Genomic DNA, 23,398 nt, shown 5'->3' with positions numbered 1-23,398 from the left:
CCTAGCTATGAAAACGACCGAGATCGTTCTGTTCCCTGTGCAAAACTTCACGTGAAAAAGCTGATGTTTTTTGTTATACTGTGCAGGAGGCGGCATCGGACGGTCCGAGCTGCACTCCAGGGGCACATGCTCTACTTTAGCAAGTTTGTAAGACCATCATAACTTCATTTGAAGGTTACGTTGGATTCTGCTCTGAGCCGAACAGGACCGAGACAGAAGGGACGATCTCAAAATGAGTGTCTTTTTTGGCTGTTCGGACCTTTTGATGACGCAGATGTACAGGCGTTCATAAAAGGTTATTTTTTGTGCCAAAAAAAGATGGAAGGGAGCCATTCCCAATGGCAGGAAAACAAGCACTGAATATTGTAAAAATGAAGAAAATGAAGCAAGAGGGCATTCCGCTCAGTATGCTGACCGCCTATGATTATCCATCGGCTAAAATAGCTGAGGAGGCGGGCATTGACATGATTCTCGTAGGTGACTCGCTGGGTAACGTAGTTCTTGGTTACGATTCAACCATCCCTGTAACCTTGGATGATATCGTGTACCATTCCCGGGCAGTCGCAAGAGGCGCGGAACATACATTTATCGTAGCGGACATGCCTTTTATGACATATCACAGCAGCGTATCAGAAAGTCTTCAGGGCATCCGCCGTTTGATGCAGGAAGGACATGTGCATGCTGTTAAATTGGAGGGCGGAGCTGAAATTGCTGATGTCGTAAAAGCAACGGTTCAGGCAGGTGTGCCTGTACTGGGACATATCGGGCTTACTCCGCAGTCGGTTAATCAAATTGGTGGCTATCGCATTCAAGGCAAGGATGAAGCGGACGCACGTCGGTTGATGGCGGACGCCAAGGCGCTGGAGCAGGCGGGTGCTTTTGGCATTGTACTGGAACTGGTAACTGAGGAAGTGGCAACAGCGATTTCTAAAGAACTTTCCATACCAACCATTGGGATTGGTGCTGGACGTGGATGTGACGGTCAAGTACTCGTTTATCACGATCTGATTCAGTACGCATCGCCTTATTTCAGCAAACGCTTTGTTAAAACCTATGCCGATGTAGGCGGCTTGATCCGTAGCAGCATTGAGCAATATGTGAGTGATGTGAAAGGGCGGGCATTTCCAGCCGCGGAGCATGTGTTCAGCGCGGATGACCGCGTTGTGGAATCCCTGTACGGTAAGGCAAAAGGACAGACACAGGAACAAGCTAAGGAAAAGGTGGAATCTCAGTCATGATCATCGTAAGAGAAGTGGCTCAGCTGCGTAAAATTATTGCTGAACGTCGGCAGCTTGGGACAAACGGAGCAAAAACTGTACACAGTTCTGCCTCTTTACAGCAACATAAAGTCGGCTTTGTACCAACGATGGGATACCTGCATGAAGGACATGCGAGCTTGATGCACAAGGCGCGTGAAATGGCAGATACGGTGGTGCTTAGTATTTTCGTAAATCCAATTCAATTTGGACCAAATGAAGATTTAGACAGCTATCCTCGCGATGAAGCTCGTGATTTGGAGGTAGCGCGGCGCGAAGGCGTGGATATTGTATTTTTGCCAACTGTAGCAGAAATGTATCCACAACCAACCCAAACCAAAATTCGAGTATCCGCTTTGACAGATCGTTTGTGCGGTGCTTCCCGTCCCGGCCATTTTGATGGTGTGACTACGGTGGTAGCCAAGCTTTTTAACATGATAGGTCCTGATTTGGCTTTCTTTGGAATGAAGGACGCGCAGCAGGTTGCTGTGCTCCAGCAGATGGTGACTGATCTCAATATGAACGTGACTATCGTACCTTGTCCCATCGTCAGAGAGGCGGATGGTTTGGCCCTCAGCTCCCGTAATGTGTATTTAAGTGCAGAACAGCGCGAGCAGGCGTTAGTGCTGTCTCAGTCACTGCGTAAGGTGCAAGAAGTGAGCGAAGATATAGTAACAAACACAATTACGATTCGTCAGCTACATCAATTGGTGGAGTCCACCATTACTTCCTCTCCTTTAGCAGACATTGATTACATTGAAATATTAACTTTTCCCGGTCTGGAGCCCCTTCTTCCCGAGCAGCGGCTATGTGATGTTCAGGAGGAAGTCATCGTAGCGCTGGCTGTGAAATTTGGCAGTACCCGACTGATTGACAATATAAGAATACAGAAGGCGGAGGTGCTTTCCCATGTTTAGAACCATGATGAAATCCAAAATTCACCGCGCTACGGTTACGGAAGCTAACCTGAACTATGTGGGGAGTATCACTATTGATGAAGATCTCATGGAGACATCGGATCTGTTGGAGAATGAAAAGGTTCAAATTGTAAACAATAACAATGGAGCTCGACTGGAAACCTATGTTATCCCCGGACCGCGTGGGAGCGGAGTGATCTGTCTCAACGGTGCCGCAGCCCGTTTGGTGCAGCCTGGTGATACAGTCATTATTATTTCCTATGCTTCCATGTCAAATGAAGAGGCCAAAACATACAAACCAACAGTGGTATTTGTTGATGAACATAATAAACCAGCCCAAACGATGAACAAAGAAGTACACGCGACGATCATGTAATGAATGGGAGTGCGGATGAAACCCGTCTTTTAAGCGAAAAATGTGAGTGTATTAATCCATCTTTCATAAGGGCGGGATGCACATGTTCCAGCATGTATTCGCAGAAATGAACAGCATGTTAGATGATATCGTGAAGCATTACCCATCAGCCCAGGGCTCCCGCAGGCAGGAGCTGCTACAGCACTGGAGTCTGCTGCGGAGAATGAGTGACGGAATTATGGATGAGTGGCTGGCCTTTGAGGAAAAAATGGTATGCCTGCGTGCGGCCGGGTTTTCTGCGGAGACCGATATGTCTGACACGGAGCTGCCTGAAAAAGAGCTGTCAGCTTTTAATCGGGGGCAAGGGTATTATCGATTACTCATGTACCCTGAGGCGATCCAGCAATTTGAGCAGGTACTACAGCATTTTCCGAACAGTTGGCAGAGCCGCATGTATATGGGAATGGCTTATTTTCAACTAGATGATCCAGCAGGGGCTGTATACCATTTTCAGAAGGTGCTGGACATGACTGAGCAGGCAGGACTAAAAGCGGTCATCTATAATGCGCTAGGCTGTCTGTTGGCAAAGCAGGCTGACGTAGAGGAGGCGCAAAAATGTTTTGCTCTCGCACATCAGTTCGATCCTGCGTTACCCGAGCCGCTGCACAATATGGAAGCCTGTTTGTCCGGTACCGAAAAGCTTCGATACGACAGCTCCATGATGACCTGGATGTAGTTGTCAGACACCGAGTAAGACGATGCATGCCCACCTCCTGAGGCGGCGTATGCATCGTCTTTTTTGGCTGTCTTAATTTCCAAACACGCGATCTTCTGCTATGCTAATATACGGAGTTATTATTTTTGTAAGTGTCATAAGAAAGGATTAAGCCCGAATGAAATTTGCGGTATTGGATTTTGAAACGACAGGCACCCAGTCCGCGGATGACATCATTCAAGTCGGACTTGCAATTATAGATCATGATAACAGCATTTCCCGTGTTTACGGTTCTTATGTGAACCCTGGCAGATCTATTCCACCTTTTATCACTGGATTGACCGGAATTACAGACGATGACGTGAAGGATGCTCCTGCACTTGAAGAAATGATGATGGAGCTCGTGCCTATGCTGGACGATGTTGTACTGGTCGGTCATAATGTGGCGTTTGATTTTAATTTTTTGCAAAACGCTCTGGATCGGTGCGGATACTTGCCATTTAGCGGAAGAATCTTGGATACAATGGATTTTCTGAAAATTATGTTTCCATCGCTATCTTCGTATCAGTTGGGTTTTGTGTCTTCTGAGTTCGGGCTGGTACATGATCGCCATCACCAAGCAGACAGTGACGCATTGGCTACGGCTGAGGTGTTTTTAAAGTGTCTGGGTGAGCTTCAAGCATTACCTCTGATAACGATACAGCGGCTTAGTGATTTGTTTGCAGAGGAAGACAGTGACCTTGGATGGTTTCTTGATGGGGTGCGTGAAGGGAAAGAGCTTGATCCTATTCAGGATTTGGAGGGACATCAGTTTTTTCGTCAGCTTGCGCTAAAAGTGGAAGATTGGACGGAGTTAGCTGCTCCGCGTAGAGAAGATGACCCGAATCCACTGTCAGGTGTTTCCTTTGAGGAGTACATGGATGATGTGCGGGACAATTTGCGTTCATCCTTGAGTCAATATGAGGAGCGCGAGGCGCAGATACAGATGATTGAGGGTGTGAATCAGGCACTGAGTGAAGACAAGCATCTGCTGATTGAAGCAGGTACAGGAACAGGGAAGTCACTCGGTTATTTGCTCCCATCGCTGTATCACAGTGTGAAAAAGGGACAGCGCGTTATGGTAAGTACACATACGATCAACCTGCAGGAGCAATTACGTGAGCGCGACATTCCAATGCTGACCAAGGTGATTCCGTTTCCGTTCCGGGCTGCTATTTTCAAGGGTCGGGGACATTATTTGTGTCTGCGTAAGTTTGAACATAAAATAAACAGAAGAGACTTCGCGACACCGAAGGAAGATTTAATTACAGCGGCTCAGATGATCGTCTGGTTGACGCTAACAGAAACCGGTGATGATGAAGAACTGAATCTGAGCAACCGTGGAGGGGATTTCTGGGAAACGGTGGCGAGTGATTCAGAGTCCTGTCTTGGTCGTTCTTGCCCATGGTTCCGCAAATGCTATTATCATCGTGCACGCCATGAAGCAGGAATAGCGGATGTCGTTATTACGAATCACTCTAAGTTGTTCACAGACGTCAAAGCCAGTCATCAGTTGTTGCCGAGCTATGAACATCTGGTGATAGATGAAGCCCATCACCTGGAGGAAGTAGCTGGTAAGCACCTAGGTATGCATATGAAATATTTCACACTCGTGCATACACTGACGCGACTGTTCAAAGACAGCAAGAATGGACAACTGCCTTCACTTCGTCAACAGTTGGCGAAATCGGGGCACGAGAAGTCGACGGATTGGGCCTCAACCATCGATCAGATGTATCCGCTCGTGTTAGAGGTGAAGGAAACTTGGGACCTGCTAAGCGACAAGCTGTTTGGCATGTTGCCGGAGCGAAGCGATGCGACACCGGGTGAAACAGGACAGTTTTCTTCCCGTCTCAAACCTTCAGCCAAGCCTGCAAAGTGGGATCAGGCGGGGGCTTTGGAAAATCAGCTATATGTAACGATGAGTGAAATTTTGCGCAAGGGCGACAAGCTGATGCTGGACGTAAAGGAAGAACATGACGATTATGCGGCGGATAGCCTTATTACTGATATCACGGGTCTGCTCAAGGATTTGGCGGGGATTCGAGAAAATTTGCGCTTTTTTATCCGACTCGATGATGAAACAACCGTATACTGGCTCGAGGCGAGCGGGCAATTCCGTAGTAAATCATTGCAATTTTATGCGGTGCCCGTCGATGTGAGCCGCCAGTTGAAAGAAATGTTTTTTGACAAAAAAAGAAGCATTATTCTGACGTCTGCTACCTTATCGGTAGATAAGTCGTTTCAGTACATGATCGATCAGCTCGGCTTGCAGGAGGCCGCAAATCAAGAGCGGCTGATGACTTCGCAGCTCCCGTCACCCTTTAATTACAGGGATCAGGTGTTGCTGGTTATTCCACGGGATTTCCCAAGTGTGAAGGGCAGTGTAGGAGATGCACATTTTGTAGATATGCTCGTTAGCTCTCTAGGAGCGACTGCTCAGGCGACGCGGGGGAGAATGCTCGTTCTGTTTACTTCCTATCGGATGCTCCGGCAAGTGTATGAGCCGCTCAAAGAGGCCTTAGCATCCAGCGAAATTACTGTGTTGGGACAAGGCGTGGACAGTGGGAGTCGCAGCAAGCTAACCCGCCGTTTTCAGGAAGCGAAAGCTTCTGTATTGCTGGGAACTAGCAGCTTCTGGGAAGGCGTCGATATTCCGGGGAAGGCTCTGACTTGTCTAGCCATTGTTCGCTTGCCGTTTCAACCGCCGAATCACCCGTTGCTGGAGGCAAAAAGCGAGCTGCTTCAGCAGCAGAAGAAGAATCCATTTATGAAGCTGTCTGTACCACAAGCGGTCATTCGCTTCAAACAGGGATTTGGGCGGTTAGTGCGTACAGCGAACGACCACGGGGTCGTTATCGTTTATGATACGCGTGTGATTGAATCCTATTACGGAAAGCACTTTTTGTACTCGTTACCGGGACCAAAAATGGAGCATATGCCATCGGAGCAAATGGTGCCCCGCATCGCCGAATGGCTCCAATCCGCCCCGGAGACAGAGGCATAACGGACGGACATAAGTATGTTCGTTACAATTAGGGGGAGCAAGTATGAAATCAGATAAAATTTCAGAGGCTGTCGTACGGAGGTTACCCGTATATTTACGTTATCTGAATGCATTGCACAAACGGGAGGTGGCTACGGTCTCTTCTCAAGAGTTGGGACAGAGGCTCGATTTGAACCCGGCCCAAATCCGTAAAGATCTTGCCTATTTTGGAGATTTTGGTCGGAAGGGTATCGGTTATGATGTTTCTTATCTCATTGAGAAAATACGCCATATCCTGAAAATCGACCAGCAAATTAATGTAGTCTTGGTCGGAGCGGGTAATCTGGGGCAAGCCCTTTCGAATTATAACGCTTATTTAAAAGACAATATGAAGATTGTAGCGGTATTTGATGCGTTTCCGGATAAGGTAGGAACCAAGATCAATACATTGGTCGTGCAACCGATGGATGAACTGGAAGCGACTGTGAAAGAAAAAAACATTCGAATCGGTATTATTACCGTACCTGATTTTGAAGCACAGCACGTGGCTGATAGGCTTATTGATAGCGGAATTGGAGCGATCCTGAACTTTGCACCGACTACTCTCAAGGCACCAGCCAACATTCGGATTCATGCCACAGACTTTACAACTGATTTGCTTAGCCTCGCTTATTATTTGGAGGACGGAAAGGAAGAAACACAATATGACAGTGAATAAATGGATGATTAAAAACGGATCTTTTGCCGTAAATGGATCAGAAGCAGGGGTAGTCCATGGTTTTATGATTGTGGAGGATAGTCGTATTACTTATATTGGCGAAACCATGCCTGCGGGTGAGGAAGAGACGGAAGCGATCGACGGTAAAGGGCTTTTGTTTTTACCTGGTCTGATCAATACTCATGGTCATGCGGCGATGTCTCTGCTGCGTGGGCATGGAGATGATTTGGCACTTCAAGTATGGCTTCAGGAAAAAATGTGGCCTATGGAAGCCAAGTTTACATCCACAGACGTGTACTGGGGCACGTCCTTGTCTGTGCTGGAAATGCTGAAAGGTGGAACAACAACCTTCCTCGATATGTACGATCATATGGATGAGGTGGCTCGTGTAGCTGAAGAGTCAGGTATTCGTGCAAGTCTGATGCGTGGAGCAATTGGACTATGTTCAGAGGAAGAACAGCGAATCAAGCTGGCTGAGGCCGTGACTTTTGCACGTAACTGGCACGGTAAAGCAGATGGGCGTATTACAACGATGATGTCTCCGCACGCGCCATACACATGTCCACCTGCGTTTATTGAAAAATTCGTACAAGCTGCGCATGATCTGGACTTGCCACTGCATACGCACATGTCTGAGACGATCGCCGAAGTGGAGCAAAACGTACGCGACTACGGTTTGCGTCCGGTTGCACACTTGGATAAGCTTGGCTTTTTCTCCCGGCCTTCGCTTGTTGCCCATGGCGTTCATTTGAACGACGAAGAAATAGCTCTACTGGCAGAACGTGGTGTAGCAGTTTCACACAATCCTGGTAGCAACTTGAAGCTGGCAAGTGGTGTGGCAAGAGTGCCTGAATTGCTGCGTGCAGGGGTTACTGTTTCTCTCGGAACGGATGGTCCTGCCAGCAACAATAACCTGGATATGTTCGAGGAAATGCGTCTGGCAGCACTTATTCATAAGGGTGTATCCGGTGACCCTACGGCAGTTCCTGCAAGTGAAGCGCTGCGTCTGGCAACAGAATACGGTGCAAAGTCGATTGGTTTAAAAGAAGTAGGAGCGTTGGCAGCAGGCAACAAGGCTGACTTTATCGCGCTGGATCTGAATCAGGCACATTTCTTGCCGCGAACAGATCTTATTTCCCATGCGGTATACTCTGCAAGCGCCAAGGACGTGGCTCATGTGTGGGTAGACGGTCGTCAGGTTGTGAAAAACGGCGAATGCCTGACTATGGACGAGGAACGTATCAAACATGAGGCACAAGCCGCCTTTGAAGGGCTGCTGTCGCGCTAATTCAGGTGTCACATCCCCTTAGAGAGGAAGCACGGGTTTGAAAAATAAGAAAAAATGGATAGCGGTCGCCATTTTGGCCGTGATACTGATCCTGGTCAGCATTTTCTGGTATTATTCCTATGTTACTCAAGACCAGGTGGCTGAGAAAAATGCCGCTATCATTAAGGCCAAGCAATCAGGTGGTCTGGTTAGCACGACTCAAACATGGAAGTCTGTGTGGGATCAGGTATATTGGGTGGTTCAAGGGAAAAATGCACAGAATGAAAATATAATGGTATGGGTTCCTTTTCAAAAAGTGGAGGGGCAACCTAACGTACCTGTCGCAGATAATAGCGGTGTTCATACCGAGCTGCTGAAGAACGGAGTCGACGAGCAGAAAATGACGGCGCTAATTCAGCAGCAGCTTCCAGGTGTAAAAATTGTAAGCCTCCAGCCGAGTGTGTTCAATGGCGAATATGTGTGGCAGCTGTTTTACGATGATGGAAGCCATCATTACTATACCTTTTACCGTTTTTCAGATGGGGGAGCGACGGGTGTAAAGTACACTTTGCCCAATAACTGAGCTGGTTGAGGATTAGCAGATTTAGAAAATGTCTTATAAAATAAATGACTCGTAAATAATTGCAATCTCAAGGAAAGACGTAAATACGATATAATTCGTATTTACGTCTTTTAGTATTACTATGCCGCAAAGCTGGGGCTGAAAGCCAGCGAAGCATCTTTGACCTACCAAACTTCTCTCCTAAGGCAAATTCATCTTTATGGCGGGCAGCAGCGATCGTAAGATCAAATCCTACACGCAGCGTCTCACCCTCTCACCCATAACCAATGATTTTGCCCAACCCCAACTCCTCCACACATTGCCTTCGATTTTAGATATACGTTATGATATACTATATTTTATAAGTGATAGACAAAAATGATAGAAAAAAGAATTGCTGATCACTGTAAGATCATGCAATTTGGTTGTTTGTTGACATTCGTCCCGTTTCTTCTGAGTTTTACATTTTGAGAGGAGGATGTTGTTTGAAATTGCGTGCAGTTCCTATCGTTGTGGCGGCAGTTTTGGCAGCTTTGCTGCTATTTGGGGGATGGTTCATTTACCGTCAGGTTACAATGCAAAGTCCTCTGGAAAAACTGGTTTCTCAATATCCAGGCGTGACAAGCGCTCAAATAGATATTAAACAGGATCAGGTTGTATTGAAACTAGATCTCAAACCGCAGGCGGATGTGGCCGGATTGGTTGATGTAGTTAAGCAAAAAGGACAATCCATCATTGGCAGCCGCACCATTAAGCTCAATATTGCAGACCGTTCCAATTCAGCACTGAATCAATGGTGGTCTGAGGCTATGTTTCCTGTAGCCGAAGCGATGGAAAATAGAAAGTATACTCAAATTTCATCTACAGTTGAGCATATGAAAAAGAAAAAGACGGGTATCAAAGCTGATACCGACATGGATTCGAATAATGTCTATATCCGACTCAGCGAAGGTAAAGCGACCAAGTTTATCGTTTTGCCACGTCAATCTCAGCAAATGGGGGTATGGCCTAATGCCTAGATGGATCAAGGAAATATTAATCGGCATTGTGCCGGTAACCATTATATTTCTCGTTTTTATTGGGGTAAATATTATCCCTCTTCTAGTTGCTGGTGTGATGTTCAGCGGCTTGTTAATGCTCATGCATGCTCGTGGGGGCTTGGCCGTAGGTGCTGGGCAAGAACGTAAACGTAAAAAAAGTGGTCCGGACAAGCTGACTTTTGAGGAAATCGGTGGGCAAGAAAGCGCTAAGCAGGAGCTGCGTGAGGCCTTGGATTTTTTGAATCGACATGATGAAATCTCCAAGTTTGGTATCCGTCCATTAAAAGGCGTTTTGCTCACAGGTCCTCCGGGAACAGGAAAAACACTGATGGCTAAGGCAGCGGCACACTATACTAATTCTGTTTTTGTTGCAGCCTCAGGTAGTGAATTTGTTGAAATGTACGTTGGTGTTGGAGCAGGTCGTGTGCGTGAGTTGTTCCGGGAGGCACGTACTCGTGCAGCCAAGGAAAAGAAGGAAAATGCAATTATTTTTATTGATGAAATCGACGTAATTGGTGGTAAACGTGAGGGTGGACAGCAACGAGAATATGATCAGACTCTGAATCAGTTGCTGACAGAAATGGATGGTATTTATTCGGTAGATACACCGCGGATTTTGATCATTGCGGCAACAAACCGTAAAGAAATGCTGGACAGCGCCTTAACGCGTCCAGGGCGTTTTGACCGTCATATTCAAGTGGATTTGCCTGATAAGAAGGGCCGTCTTCACATTCTTAAAATTCATGCCAAAAACAAACCGATTCAGGAAGATGCGAATCTGGATAAAATTGCTGAGGAATCTTACGGGTTTTCTGGCGCACAGCTGGAGAGCGTAATGAATGAAGCGGCAATCTATGCGATGAGACAGGATCAGAAAATGATTGCGCAGAAACATCTGTCGATGGCAATTGACAAAGTGATGATGGGTGAAAAGACAGATCGAGAATCGACCTTGGAAGAGAAAAAACGTGTAGCGATCCATGAACTGGGACATGCTATTATGGCCGAAATTGTTCGTCCTGGTAGCGTAAGCCAGGTAGCACTTAGCCCACGTGGGAAAGCGCTTGGGTATGTGCGCCACAATCCACAGCAAGAGCATTATTTATACACCAAGCAGTACCTGGAGGAGCAGATTATGATCTCGCTCGCAGGGGCTACGGCAGAAGAAATGTACTATGGCGGTCGAAGTACCGGCTCTAGTAATGATTTTGAGCAGGCGCTGAACATCGTCCATACGATGATGACTTCCGGTTTGACTTCACTTGGCATTATTAACATGGAAATGGTAACGAAAGAAGAACTCATGCGGGAAAATGGCGAGATTATGGCTGACCTGCATACCCGAACTTTGGAGCTGCTGGAAAAGCATCGTCCTGTGTTCGACAACTCACTTGACATCCTGATGAAGGAAGAAACTTTGTCTGGAGACCAATTTAGATGTCAATTTAGTGAAAATGCTTTATTACCAGCATAATTTTTTATGCTGGTTATTTTTTTTTACTTTTAGTCCGTGCTAAGATATTATTATCTATTGGGACATAAACATGTATTTTTCGACAAAGAAGGATACAATATATGAGAGTGACCAGGAAAGGGTGGAGTTAAGAATCATGCAATTTAAAAAAATCGGCGTCATCGGCGGCGGCACCATGGGACAGGGGATTTCTGAAATGCTCGCGTCCAAAGGAATCGATGTGCTGCTGGTAGAGCAGACACCAGAGAAACTAGACTACGCCTACAATATGATTGAAACGAGTCTGGACAAACAACTGGAAAAATGGGCAATTACTCAAGCTGAGAAAAAATTGATCTTATCCCGCATTCAAAAAGTATCCCATTTAGCGGAGCTCGGCAGCTGTGATATGGTCATTGAGACTATTACAGAGAATCTGGACGAGAAGAAAGCAGTGTTCCAAGAGCTGGACCATGTGTGTCCAAGCAATATTATTCTTGCAAGTAATACATCCACGCTGAGCCTGACCGAGCTTGCCAGCTCGACCAAGTATCCAGAGCGTGTTATTGGTATGCACTTTATTTATCCAGTATCCCGTATTGATCTCGTAGAAATTATTCGTGGTTTGAAAACTTCGGATGATACCTTTGAAAACACTAAGATGTTCGTGGAAGAAATAGTGGAGAAAAAAGGAGTCATGATTTATGAATCTCCTGGATTCGTAACAAGCCGGATTATCTGTCTGCTGATTAACGAAGCGGCCCATGTACTTCAAGAAGGCGTGGCTTCCGCTGATGATATCGATGACGCTATGCGAATCGGCTATAACTTCCAAAACGGTCCTTTGGAAATGGCTGACCGCTTTGGTCTGGATTCCGTTTTGGCTGCTCTGGAGCGTATGTTCCGTGAATTTGGTGAATTGAAATATCGTCCGTCCATCGTACTGAAGAAAATGGTGCGTGCAGGTAATCTGGGCGTGAAATCGGGCGAAGGCTTCTTTAAGTACGACAAGGATGGTGACCGGATATGAAAATTCTCGTAATCAATGCAGGGAGTTCTTCCCTGAAATACCAATTGTATGATATGACGGACGAGTCCGTTTTGGCAAAGGGATTGGTAGAGCGCATCGGTATGGATTCCTCCATTCTGACTCATAAGCCAACCAATAAAGAAGAATACACCGAAGTTAGCGAAATTCTGGAACATACTACAGCCATCCGTAAAGTGCTGAACGCACTCACAGATGCTGAACATGGTGTAATCTCCAGTACTAGCGAAATTCAGGCTGTGGGCCACCGTGTGGTTCATGGAGGCGAAATCTTCAAACAGTCAGCAGTTGTAACTCCTGAAGCGAAGAGTGAAATCCGTCGCTTGTTTGACCTGGCGCCACTGCATAACCCTGCTTCCATGATGGGGATTAAAGCGGCTGAATTGAATATGCCAGATGTACCGCAGGTTGTAGTATTCGATACCTCGTTCCATCAAACCATGCCTGAAAAAGCTTATATGTACGCCATTCCAAGAGTGTTGTACAATAAGTACAAGGTTCGTCGTTACGGTGCCCACGGTACTTCTCATGACTTTGTGAGTAAGGAAGCAGCCAAATTCCTTGGTCGTCCTTTGGAAGACCTGAAGATTATCACTTGTCATATCGGTAATGGTGGTAGTGTAACAGCAGTTCAAGGCGGTTTGTCTGTTGATACTTCCATGGGGATGACTCCACTGGAAGGCCTTATGATGGGTACTCGTAGTGGTGATTTGGACCCAGCAATCGTACCTTATGTCATGAATAAAGAAGAATTGACTGTCAATGAAGTCAATTCCATGCTGAACAAGCATAGTGGACTTTTAGCTATCTCCGGTATCAGCAGTGACATGCGTGAAATCACAGAAGGTATGGAAAAAGGCGAAGCTAATTCTACATTGGCATTTGAAATGTATGAATACCGTCTGCGCAAATACATTGGATCGTATGCTGCCGCAATGAACGGGGTAGACGTAATTGCATTTACAGCAGGTGTAGGCGAGAACTCCATCGTTCTGCGTAAGAGAGTGTTGGAGCAATTGACATTCCTCGGTGTCGAGCTGGATGAATCGTTGAATGCTATTCGTTCTGGCGAGCCTCGCCGGATTACAACTGCAAATTCAAAGGTAGAAGTACTGATCATTCCAACGAACGAAGAACTGGTTATCGCCCGCGACACGTTCCGTCTGGTTCAGTAGTTCGGTTCGAAAGTGTAAACTTTATGCATGTGGACTATTGTTTGAGTTCCACATGCACCAAACAGCGAGAGCAAACAGCCTGACCCAGGGGGAAGGGCTGTTTGATTTTCGGTTAAGAGGAGAGAGACGGTCATGACGAATAAAAGTACGATTGCCCAAGTGGGCCGCCATGTAGGGGAAACGGTTACAATCGGCGCTTGGGTAAACAATAAACGATCTAGTGGTAAAATTCAGTTCCTGCAACTGCGCGATGGTAGCGGGTATATTCAAGGGGTTATCGTGAAAAGCGAAGTGTCCGAGGATATTTGGAATGACGCCAAATCCTTGACTCAAGAGAGCTCCCTTTACGTTACTGGAGTGGTGCGTGAAGAACCGCGTAGCCAATCGGGCTTTGAATTAACGGTTACAGGCATTGAGATTATTCATTTGACCGAAAACTACCCGATTACACCCAAAGAGCACGGTGTAGATTTCCTGATGGATCATCGTCACTTGTGGCTGCGTTCCGCCAAGCAACGTGCTGTTCTGATCGTACGGGCGGAAATTATCCGTGCTGTACAGGAATTCTTTAACGGCAACGGCTTTACGAAGGTGGACCCACCTATTTTGACTCCTTCCTCTGCAGAAGGCACAACCGAGTTGTTCCACATTAAATATTTTGATGAAGATGCGTATTTGACACAAAGCGGACAGTTGTATATGGAGGCCGCGGCAATGGCGCTGGGCAAAGTATATTCCTTTGGTCCAACCTTCCGTGCGGAAAAGTCCAAAACACGTCGTCACTTAATTGAGTTCTGGATGATCGAGCCTGAGATGGCTTTTGTGGATCATGAAGAGTCTTTGCGCGTACAGGAGCAGTTTGTAAGTCATATCGTGCAATCTGTTCTGAAAAATTGTGCGAAGGAGCTTGAAACCATCGGACGCGATGTTTCGAAGCTGGAGCAAATTCAAGGCGAATTCCCACGTATTACGTATGATGAGGCGATTGCCTTCCTTCAAGGTGAAGGTTTCGATATCCCATGGGGGGAAGACTTTGGTGCTCCTCATGAAACGGCGATTGCCGAAAGATATAACAAGCCTGTGTTCATTACACATTGGCCGACACACATTAAGGCATTCTATATGAAACCAGACCCGACCCGTCCAGAGGTTGTTCTGTGTGCCGATATGATCGCTCCTGAAGGCTATGGCGAAATTATCGGGGGTTCCCAACGGATTGATGATCCAGCACTGATGGAAGAACGTTTTAACGAGCATAACTTGGCTCGTGAAGCCTACCAATGGTATATGGATCTGCGCACCTATGGTACCGTTCCGCATTCCGGCTTTGGACTGGGCCTGGAGCGTACAGTAGCATGGATTTGTGGACTCGATCATGTACGTGAAACGATTCCGTTCCCACGTATGCTGTATCGTTTGTATCCGTAACCGATGACCGGATCATTCGACAAGACATCAGCGGCAGAATGGGCGGAGGGAGTAGCCTTTGCAATGGAAGCCGGAATGGTCCAGATTCCCTACGCCCTGCTTAAGCATTATCGAACACTTCGGCTGGCAGATGGCGAAATGCTGCTACTGATGCAGTTGCTTGCCTTTAAACAAGCGGAACGTAATGAATTTCCGACATGGGAACAATTGCAGGCCCGTATCGGATGCACTGCGAATGAAATCGCACTCTATTTCAGTAAGCTCATGAAAGAAGGATTTTTGAGAATCGATTCCGTAGAAGACCGCAGCTCATCCGTACAATTCGAACGTTACAATTTGACGGGGCTGTATCGTAAGTTGGCAGAGTGTATGATCGCCGAGCGTAACGAGCAGCACGATGAAGATGACATTTTGTTTGCCGGAAAGCCGGATTTACTGAATGGAATATCAGAATCCCCGCTTACAGAAGAACGGAATTTGTTTACGATTTTTGAGAAAGAATTCGGGCGACCATTATCACCGATGGAATACGAGACGATCACCAGCTGGGTGGATCAGGATCGGTATCCCGAGGAGCTTATTTTGCTGGCTTTGAAAGAAGCGGTATTTGCAGGGAAGGTGCATTTCCGGTATATAGACCGTATTTTGCTGGAGTGGAACCGAAACCGTGTCCGTAATGCACAGGATGCCAAAGAATACGCCCAGCGATTCCGTGGTGGCGGACGCAATTAATGTATCGGTCTAATTAGGCTTTAATGATAGAGGACACACCATTCCGTCAGGAGGGTGTGTCCTTTTTAAATATTTTTTTCGAAATATGCAGGGGAAGGAAATTTCTTGGCGTCTATAGTATTGGGAAGGGGGAGAGCGTCATTGATATAGAGAGAATCATTGAACGAATACGGTCCGGTGACCGGCAGGCGTTCCGTGAGATCGTAGAGCTGTACAGCAAGCATGTATTTCATGTGGCCTATTCGGTACTGCATGACAGCAAGGAAGCCGAAGATGCCGCGCAGGAGGCGTTCGTTCAGGTGTACAAGTCTCTCCCCCAGTACCGGAACGAAGGATTTAAAACGTGGCTGAGCCGAATTGCGCTCCACAAAGCGCTGGATATTAAGCGCAAACAGGACAGACGCCCCGCAGAGCTAATAGACGTCGCACAATCCCTTGTACAGCTCCCTTCCCGGGATGAGGATGTGCTGGCTCGTCTCATCCGCGAGGAGCAAATTGAAGAACTATCGCAAAAAATCGCTCAGTTGCCCCAGCAACATCGGGATATTATTCAAGCCTACTATATGCAGGGCAAAACCTACGACCAAATTGCAGAAGAGACGCAGGTAGCTTTAAAAACGGTAGAGTCGAGGCTCTACCGGGCGCGACTATGGATTCGAAACCACTGGAAGGAGGAGGAATGGCAATGACTGACCAACAGGATAAACCCTGGATTGAAGGGAAATCGAATGACTGGCATGCTTACATTGCAGGAACTTGCACGATAGAGGAATCTGCCCGGCTGGAAAGGCTCCTGTTGGAAGACGAACAGGCGCTGATGTTATATCTTGTCGCTCTGGAGCAACTGGAGTCAACTATGAAAGATTATTCTGCCTGGATGGATACGGATCGCTTCACAGATCAGGTAATGGCCGTTCTTCCCGAGCTAGAAGCTGAACCGAGTCAAGTTATGTTCAAAAAACGCCGCTGGTTTGAAAAACCTGCGTTTCACTATGTTGTCGCAGCAAGCCTAACGTTGATCTTGTTGTCCAGTGGAGCCTTTGACAAAATGATGCCGCAAACAGACGGAAAGCCGATTCCTCCAAAAGAACGCGTCTCTTACAGTGAAGAAGTCATGCAAGCTACGACAACCTGGCTCGATAAATTAAAGCCCTAAATCTTCGGATAAAGGGTGAGACGAAAACTCAAAAACAACAACCTTCAAATGGGAACTTTATCAAAATCCCATAAATAGAAAGGAAGTGTAGCGATGCCTTATACGGAACGAAGCAAGCTCTTGGCATTTCTATTGAACATCATTCCGGGTGTAGGACACTATTACTGGACCAGAAAAGCCAATGCGTTTGTATATACCATTTTGTTTTTCGGATGTCTGGCGGGTGGATTATTTTTTGCAGTGGTATCAAGAGACGAATTACCTTTACTGGCCAGTATGTTTGTTGCCACTCTTTTTTGGGGGTTAAGTATGCTGCATATCATTATTAGCTTGTTGCGTTATGATCCTCGTGCAGTTGCTGTTCCATATCCCCCTCATGCAGGACCAAATCCATATGGTTTTTACTCGCAAAGTGGACCTTATGGACAGGCTGGTTTAACAGGAGAGGTACCGGAGGAGGCAACACACGCAGATACGGATGCATCAGGAGCAGGAATGGGGTATGGCCCAGGCTATAACCATTATCAACAAGGACACTATGGTATGGCAGGATCACCTGCTTTTCAAAAAGGATCGGATAATGAACGTTTTTTTACGATTTTGCTGTCGTTTATTCCTGGATTGGGACACCTTCACTTAGGGCTGATGCAGCGTGGTTTGTCTTTTCTGCTATCTTTCTTTGGCTTTGGAGCGATCCTCGTTTTTATTACCAGCATTACAAACGAATCCGGATTTTTGGCGTTTGCGGGCGTGTTGCCGATCATTTGGCTGTATTGCATGTTTGATGCGGTGCAGCATGTACATCGCAAACAAGCGGGAGAAATGCTTCAGGACCGGACGTTGTTTGAGGAACTGGAGTATGGAAGAGTCGAGGGACGGCGGAGTAAAATGCTGGCTACCATTTTATCGGTATTTCCCGGTGCCGGACATATGTATATCGGTTTGCAAAAGCGTGGACTCCAGCTTATGCTTCTGTTTTTAGGAGGGATCTATGTACTGGACGTGCTGCATCTTTCGCTCTTTTTGTTCCTGATTCCGGTGGTTTGGTTTTACAGCTTTTTTGATGCGTTGCAGCAAATAAGCCGTTATGGACGGGAGCCGCTGATCGACAAGCCTGTGATCGGTATGTTTGCACAATATCACCGCTGGGTAGGCTTGGGGTTGCTATTGCTAGGAGCCTATTACATCTTAATCAACGTACTAGTTCCTACTCTGGATCGTCTGTTTCCGAATGGAGAGATTTATAATTTGGTTGACATGTATCTACGAACGATTATCGTATCCTTATTGTTGATCGGCGGTGGTATTTGGATGATGATCGGGAATTCCAAATCTAAACGAGTAAAGGAGAAGCAATAGAATGGATACTGAATTTTCAAAGAGTGAGGCTCCCTTTAAGGGAGCCCATCATCCTCAGAGCGATGGAGGAGGCTCCACAGGTATATTGGGTACATCATCTAACAAAAATAATTCCTCTAAAGCGTCAAACGCTCCGGCAGGGGTGTGGAAAGTCGGAAGGCTGTCAATGGGACTTTTCCTCGTCCTGCTGGGGGGCATAACGTTTGCCTCCAAGTTTTGGGGAGCGGGCATACTGGACCAGGCGTTGACCTGGTGGCCTGTCGTTTTTGTTTTGCTGGGACTGGAAATTTTAATGTATACTGCTTGGAAAGGAACGCGTGAGCGCATTCGTTATGATTTATTCAGTATGTTTATTACGGCGGTATTGGTTTTTTGCTGTATCGGATTTGCATTGGTCAGTTCATTGGGGATCACTCCGCAAGTCAGAGAAATAATGAGTTCGGTTCAGGAAACAAGGGTTCTCCCAGACTGGCATGAAAAACTGCCTGCCGAAGTGAACAAAGTGATTGTACAGGGAGAAGATCCTTATGCAGTCAAAATTGACGCAACCACCTCACCGGAAGTGCATGTGTTCGGAAGTTATGTATACACAGGCAAAGAGGACGAAATAAAGGTGCAAGATTTATATCAGACCAAGCAAATCGGCGATACCTTGTATGTATTACTGGGTCAAATTCCGACACGGTTCATGCAGGCTCAGCAGCAGCTTGATATTACGATTGCTGTGCCTGAGGGAATTACGGTTACTGTGCGCGATAGCCGAGGAAATATAATTGAAAAATAGGGAGATTTTCCGGCTCCAACTTTACATTTCGTATCATTCACGCGATACTTGAAAAGGAAGCCTGAGATGTCATCCATGTCGCTAACTAATGGTGCATTTGCTTATTAGGCGAAACATGATGGTGTGCAGTCGAATAGCGATTGTGATCGGAAATGAGGGAGAAAAATGATTTCGTTGAATCCTGATACGCTTACAGGGCGTGAAAATTATAAGCTGTTGACCGGAAGTATTATCCCAAGGCCGGTAGCCTTTGTAACCACTTTGAGCAGCGAAGGGGTACTGAATGGTGCGCCGTTCAGTTATTTTTCCATCGTCGCCTCCGAGCCGCCACTGCTGTCTGTATCCGTACAACGTGTCGATGGAGTATCCAAAGATACAGCACGTAATGCGATGGAGCATAAAGCTTTTGTCGTACATATCACAGACGAGGACAATGTGGGAGCGGTGAATGTGACGGCTTCCCGTCTGTCGCCGCAGGAGAGTGAGGTTACACTGGCAGGCCTTACCCCGGTCAAAAGTACAAAAATTGCAGTTCCCGGTGTGACAGAAGCGAAAATACGCATGGAATGTATTCTGGAACAGGTGATACCGCTGGGAGGCAAGGAGGACACACCTGCTTGTGATCTGTTAATCGGACGCGTAGTGCAGTATCATTTATCCGAGGAAGCGTACCAAAATACGTATGTGATTGCTAAGGAGTTGCGTCCAGTAAGTCGGTTGGCTGGGAACAATTATGCGAAGCTAGGAGAGCAATTCACGCTGGAGCGTCCCCAATAGGGGGCGTTTTTTTACAGCATCCCTAAAATTACATCAGAAGGATTCTAATTCATCACATTTCCTATTATTAATACCCTTATTATAAAAAAAGAGAACGTACCGTGCTTTTCGCTCAGGCTCCGTTCTCGATATTCAATAACCACTTTTACAAATAATGATACACATCTTTGAGATTTATGAGTTTATTTACTTCAAAGTTTTCAGCAGCAGGGAGCGATACGTCGTTTCAAACAAAAATTCAAACGCCTCCAAATGCTTTTTAGCCTCAAATACATCACGGCCCCACGCATAAATGCCGTGGTTACGCAATAAAATTCCAGGCACCTGATCATTCAGTACACCAGGCACCAGCCTGGCAATCGAGGTAATATCCGCGTAATTAGGCAGCACAGGAATATCAATCGCAGCATTTTCTTCCCAAATGTTAAAAGCCTTGATCAGCTCAATACCTTGGATAGGTACAGCGCCTTGCTCACCGTAATATTCGGAAATCAGATTGTTAAACACGGTATGCACATGAAAAACGGCTCCACAGCCTGTCAGGCGGTAAATTTCGCAATGGATAAGCGTCTCTGCGCTTGGCTTGAGGTTTGTCGCTTCTGCCGCTTTTCCGTGCTGGTCTACGAACAGAAAATCTTCTGGAGTGCGCTTGGTTTTATCTTTGCCGCTGGCGGTGACTGCAAAATAAAATTGTTCGGGATGAAAGTCACCGATTCGGATCGACAAATTGCCGCTCGTGCCTGGGAACCAGTTGCGAGATGCGAATAGTTCTTTGACATCAGCGAGTTCTTCCAGTGCGCGGCGTTTTTCTTCCAATGAAATGTCTGCCAAGTTAAAACTCATTTACAGCACCCCTTGCTCCTGTTTTTGCTTTAAATCCTCGATAATGTCATCAAATGTTTCAAAGGGTACATGTGGTACGCCAAGTTCTTGACACTTTAAAGTCAGATGCGAACGGGAGTACACAAGATCGGCAATTTTAGCTCCTTCAAAATCGGTCAGGCTGTCGCCGATCAAAACCCGTTCGTATTGTTCGGGAGGGTATTGACGAATCACAGTCGTTTTACACATGCCGCAGTCATTTGTACACGGCTCCTCACATGGATGCGGCCACGTAATCTGGATGCGATCCCCGGAAAAATCCGCTCCGTTGCAATAGATGTGATCGTGTGGAATATCGAAGGGTTTTAGCAATGGATCAATAAAAAAATCAATACCGCCGCTGGTGACGAAAAATTCAATCTGCTGCTCTCGTACATAGTCCAAAAAACGTGCAAAGCCCTCGCGTATACCAGCTTGTCCAAGTACATATGAGATAATTTCGTCCTTTTGCTCCGAAGGCATCAAGGCGAACATCGCACCTACGCCTTCACGAATGGATGTCTGCCCATTTACGATCTGATGCATGATGGGCTCACAGCCTGCAGGGTGAAAATGCTTCATAATGGCGACAATGTTGTCGCTGTTCGTAATTGTCCCGTCAAAATCGCAAAAAATGACGGGCTTCTTTACTGTGCTCATCGTTCGCCTCCCCATGTGTCGAGCGCAGATTGCAGCTCGGGGTGAGTACGGGCGTATTCTGCTAGCGGGACATTCTGCTGTACCGCTTCAATCGCCTGCACAAAGGCGCGCCCACCAGCTTCTGTACCCAGCGGATGACCGTGAATCCCACCCCCGGCATTGACAACAACGTCAGTACCAAAGTCACGTACAATTAACGGCACGAGGCCCGGGTGAATCCCTGCGGAAGGGACAGGCATACTGGCCTTCAGCGGTAGATCAGGGGTGATCAGTTCATCGCGGATCGCCATGTTTTCCTCACGCGGCATCGTTACTGAGCCGTAGGGAGAAGGGAAGAGGACGAGGTCAGCGCCAGCCAGGCGCATAAGCTGACCGAGCAGGACGGACGCCGAAATACCATAATGCGGCGATGGATAAGCAGCTCCCGCCAACGAAGGATGGGCAGCAATTGGCACCGAGACGGCGGGATCGCTGCTAAGTTCATGCAGCACATCGTAACCGTAGGCCAACACGTTAAACAGTAACGCGTTGGCACCCGCGTCGATGGCCTTGAGAGCTTGCGTCTTAAGCTGCGAGGTCGGCCCCGTTAAATTAGCGGCATACAGCAGCTTTTTACCGGTTTCACGCTCAGCCGATTCGGCGGCTTTGATGCAGGCTTCGACACGTTTTTCAATCGGTGTCAGCGCGTTTTCAAACAAGATCTCGTCATCCTTGATCAGATCAACGCCACCGAGAGCCTGCCGGGTAAACTGTTCACGAAGTTCGTCCAAATTGAGGCCAATCACAGATTTGAAAATGCTCATGAGCAGAGGGCGATCATGAACGCCGAGCTGCTCGCGCAAGCCGCTGATACCGAATTTCGGTCCCGGAAAAGCCGAGAGAAAGGCTTCTGAGAAACCCAGCTTCGTTAGCTTAATTCGGCCGTCCATCGAAATTTTGCCGAAGACTGTGACCAGCAGTGCGGGAATATCCCGGCTGAAGTTGACATCCGGGTAAGCAATCGTCAGGTCGGCGTACCGTTCACCGGGGCCACCATCGTGAATATCCACAGAATGAACCGAGCCAAGATGCTTTTGCATTGCGTCCCGTTTGGCTTGCGGGAGCTCAGTCCAGCTGCCCACCGTCATGCCGATGGCAATTGATTGGGCCTTTTGGTTAAAATCGGCTTTGTCATCGTATATCCGGTAGGTCGCCAAGCAATAGCTCATTCAATTCCCTCCTTGAGTACAGCTCCCATCTCGCGGGATCGTTCAGCGCACCGCTGCACCGCCGCAATCACCGTTTCGTAGAAGTCACCTTTGTCCAGCATTTCCAATGCAGCTACTGTAGAGCCATTAGGAGACATGATTTTGTGACGAAGGGCAGAAGGCTCCTCTCCGGTTTGCTGTACCATGCGTGCCGCTCCAAGCGCGGTTTGCACCGTTAGTTCGTGCGCTTGCTCAGGGGTCAAGCCACCACGAATTCCCCCGGCAATCATGGCTTCCATCAGATAGTAGACATAGGCAGGGCCGCTTCCAGATATCCCGGTCAAAACATCCATCTTCTCTTCCTCTATAACCGTCACCGTACCTACAGATTCGAACATCGTAAGCACGTTTTTACGCTGGTTTTCGCTGATCTCCTTGGAAAAGCTAATGCCTGTGGCTCCCAATCCAATTGAGCTGGATGTATTGGGCATCGTCCGTGCAATCGGCTGCTTGCGGCCCAGCAACGTTTGCATCGTACGAATGGACAATCCGGCGATGACCGAAATGATCAGTTGCTCATCAGACAGAAGTGGGCCGAGCTGTCCAAGTGCTTGTGCAGCATCCTTGGGCTTCATAGCAAGCACAATGACCGGAGAACGACGCAGAAGCTCGGTTTTGGCGGCATCCTCGGTTTGGAACAAGACTCCATATTGCTTTTGAAGTTCCTCAAGGCGAGCCTGATTACTGCGGTTGATGACGGTAATACCACTACGTTTGACGACAGAACGAGCCGTCATTCCGCGAATAATAGCCTCTGCCATTGATCCTGCCCCGAAAAATGTAATTTGCTCATTAATTAAAACCTTTGTTTGTGATTCACACATAGATTCATAACCTCCAAGGATACAGATTGATTTATGTTA

The 23,398-nt window shown here is 47.1% G+C and carries 23 protein-coding genes; 19 read left to right on the top strand and 4 right to left on the bottom strand.

Features of this window, described 5'->3' with window-relative positions:
* Positions 1-338 precede the first annotated feature (338 nt).
* The 19 genes from panB to NSQ68_RS14615 all read left to right on the top strand — a co-directional run bounded on the left by panB (position 339) and on the right by NSQ68_RS14615 (position 19,767).
* Entirely contained in the window at positions 339-1,238 is a 900-nt protein-coding gene (panB, locus tag NSQ68_RS14705) for a 3-methyl-2-oxobutanoate hydroxymethyltransferase (RefSeq protein WP_342426378.1), read from the top strand.
* Complete coding sequence (gene panC, locus NSQ68_RS14700) at positions 1,235-2,173, top strand: pantoate--beta-alanine ligase (RefSeq protein WP_342426377.1); 939 nt, start codon at positions 1,235-1,237, stop codon at positions 2,171-2,173. Before panB ends, panC begins: the two co-directional genes overlap by 4 nt.
* Positions 2,166-2,549, top strand: a complete 384-nt coding sequence (panD, locus tag NSQ68_RS14695) for an aspartate 1-decarboxylase (RefSeq protein WP_013371641.1) — start codon at positions 2,166-2,168, stop codon at positions 2,547-2,549. Before panC ends, panD begins: the two co-directional genes overlap by 8 nt.
* A gap of 82 nt (positions 2,550-2,631) precedes the next feature.
* Complete coding sequence (locus NSQ68_RS14690; protein WP_342426376.1) at positions 2,632-3,264, top strand: tetratricopeptide repeat protein; 633 nt, start codon at positions 2,632-2,634, stop codon at positions 3,262-3,264.
* Between the two features lie 157 nt (positions 3,265-3,421).
* The gene (dinG, locus tag NSQ68_RS14685) at positions 3,422-6,289 is read left to right on the top strand and encodes an ATP-dependent DNA helicase DinG (protein WP_342426375.1); all 2,868 of its coding nucleotides are present in this window, start codon (positions 3,422-3,424) and stop codon (positions 6,287-6,289) included.
* A gap of 43 nt (positions 6,290-6,332) precedes the next feature.
* Entirely contained in the window at positions 6,333-6,986 is a 654-nt protein-coding gene (locus NSQ68_RS14680) for a redox-sensing transcriptional repressor Rex (RefSeq protein ID WP_342426374.1), read from the top strand.
* A complete protein-coding gene (locus NSQ68_RS14675; protein WP_342426373.1) occupies positions 6,973-8,274 on the top strand; it encodes an amidohydrolase in 1,302 nt (433 codons plus the stop codon). Before NSQ68_RS14680 ends, NSQ68_RS14675 begins: the two co-directional genes overlap by 14 nt.
* 37 nt (positions 8,275-8,311) lie before the next feature.
* Positions 8,312-8,836: a DUF5590 domain-containing protein gene (locus NSQ68_RS14670; RefSeq protein WP_307346046.1), complete on the top strand. Its 525-nt coding sequence runs from the start codon at positions 8,312-8,314 to the stop codon at positions 8,834-8,836.
* A 464-nt stretch (positions 8,837-9,300) separates the two neighbouring features.
* A complete protein-coding gene (locus NSQ68_RS14665; RefSeq protein WP_342426372.1) occupies positions 9,301-9,834 on the top strand; it encodes a hypothetical protein in 534 nt (177 codons plus the stop codon).
* Positions 9,827-11,329 carry an AAA family ATPase gene (locus NSQ68_RS14660; protein ID WP_307346044.1) on the top strand — a complete coding sequence of 501 codons (1,503 nt, stop codon included), beginning with the start codon at positions 9,827-9,829 and terminating at the stop codon, positions 11,327-11,329. The genes NSQ68_RS14665 and NSQ68_RS14660 overlap by 8 nt, the downstream gene beginning before the upstream one ends.
* A 136-nt stretch (positions 11,330-11,465) precedes the next feature.
* Positions 11,466-12,338: a 3-hydroxyacyl-CoA dehydrogenase NAD-binding domain-containing protein gene (locus tag NSQ68_RS14655; RefSeq protein ID WP_039271123.1), complete on the top strand. Its 873-nt coding sequence runs from the start codon at positions 11,466-11,468 to the stop codon at positions 12,336-12,338.
* Entirely contained in the window at positions 12,335-13,531 is a 1,197-nt protein-coding gene (locus tag NSQ68_RS14650; protein ID WP_039271124.1) for an acetate kinase, read from the top strand. Before NSQ68_RS14655 ends, NSQ68_RS14650 begins: the two co-directional genes overlap by 4 nt.
* Before the next feature lie 132 nt (positions 13,532-13,663).
* Complete coding sequence (gene asnS, locus NSQ68_RS14645) at positions 13,664-14,959, top strand: asparagine--tRNA ligase (RefSeq protein WP_013310674.1); 1,296 nt, start codon at positions 13,664-13,666, stop codon at positions 14,957-14,959.
* A gap of 3 nt (positions 14,960-14,962) precedes the next feature.
* Positions 14,963-15,691: a DnaD domain-containing protein gene (locus tag NSQ68_RS14640; RefSeq protein WP_342426371.1), complete on the top strand. Its 729-nt coding sequence runs from the start codon at positions 14,963-14,965 to the stop codon at positions 15,689-15,691.
* Positions 15,692-15,747: 56 nt separating this feature from the next.
* The gene (locus NSQ68_RS14635) at positions 15,748-16,380 is read left to right on the top strand and encodes an RNA polymerase sigma factor (RefSeq protein WP_342426370.1); all 633 of its coding nucleotides are present in this window, start codon (positions 15,748-15,750) and stop codon (positions 16,378-16,380) included.
* Entirely contained in the window at positions 16,377-16,847 is a 471-nt protein-coding gene (locus NSQ68_RS14630; protein ID WP_307346032.1) for a hypothetical protein, read from the top strand. Before NSQ68_RS14635 ends, NSQ68_RS14630 begins: the two co-directional genes overlap by 4 nt.
* Before the next feature lie 93 nt (positions 16,848-16,940).
* Entirely contained in the window at positions 16,941-18,206 is a 1,266-nt protein-coding gene (locus NSQ68_RS14625) for a multi-tm2 domain protein (RefSeq protein ID WP_342426369.1), read from the top strand.
* Between the two features lies 1 nt (position 18,207).
* Positions 18,208-18,990 (top strand): hypothetical protein, encoded by a 783-nt coding sequence (locus NSQ68_RS14620; protein ID WP_342426368.1) that lies wholly within the window; start codon positions 18,208-18,210, stop codon positions 18,988-18,990.
* 165 nt (positions 18,991-19,155) lie between these two features.
* The gene (locus tag NSQ68_RS14615; protein WP_342426367.1) at positions 19,156-19,767 is read left to right on the top strand and encodes a flavin reductase family protein; all 612 of its coding nucleotides are present in this window, start codon (positions 19,156-19,158) and stop codon (positions 19,765-19,767) included.
* Between the two features lie 186 nt (positions 19,768-19,953).
* On the opposite strand, the gene NSQ68_RS14610 is transcribed toward NSQ68_RS14615, so the two are convergent.
* From NSQ68_RS14610 to proC, 4 genes are read right to left on the bottom strand one after another with little or no spacing between them, the layout of a single operon-like run.
* Positions 19,954-20,610 (bottom strand): methylthioribulose 1-phosphate dehydratase, encoded by a 657-nt coding sequence (locus tag NSQ68_RS14610; protein ID WP_342426366.1) that lies wholly within the window; start codon positions 20,608-20,610, stop codon positions 19,954-19,956.
* Positions 20,611-21,288, bottom strand: coding sequence for a 2-hydroxy-3-keto-5-methylthiopentenyl-1-phosphate phosphatase (locus NSQ68_RS14605; protein WP_342426365.1), 678 nt, complete (start codon positions 21,286-21,288; stop codon positions 20,611-20,613).
* A complete protein-coding gene (locus tag NSQ68_RS14600) occupies positions 21,285-22,496 on the bottom strand; it encodes a 2,3-diketo-5-methylthiopentyl-1-phosphate enolase (protein ID WP_342426364.1) in 1,212 nt (403 codons plus the stop codon). The genes NSQ68_RS14605 and NSQ68_RS14600 overlap by 4 nt, the downstream gene beginning before the upstream one ends.
* Positions 22,493-23,359, bottom strand: a complete 867-nt coding sequence (gene proC / locus NSQ68_RS14595) for a pyrroline-5-carboxylate reductase (protein WP_023989119.1) — start codon at positions 23,357-23,359, stop codon at positions 22,493-22,495. The genes NSQ68_RS14600 and proC overlap by 4 nt, the downstream gene beginning before the upstream one ends.
* Between the last annotated feature and the right edge of the window lie 39 nt (positions 23,360-23,398).

It is taken from the genome of Paenibacillus sp. FSL L8-0158, from assembly GCF_038592965.1.
Taxonomy (GTDB): Bacteria; Bacillota; Bacilli; order Paenibacillales; family Paenibacillaceae; genus Paenibacillus; species Paenibacillus polymyxa_D.
The sequence above is the reverse complement of the archived record's forward strand: the minus strand, read 5'-3'. Positions and strand labels throughout refer to the sequence as shown.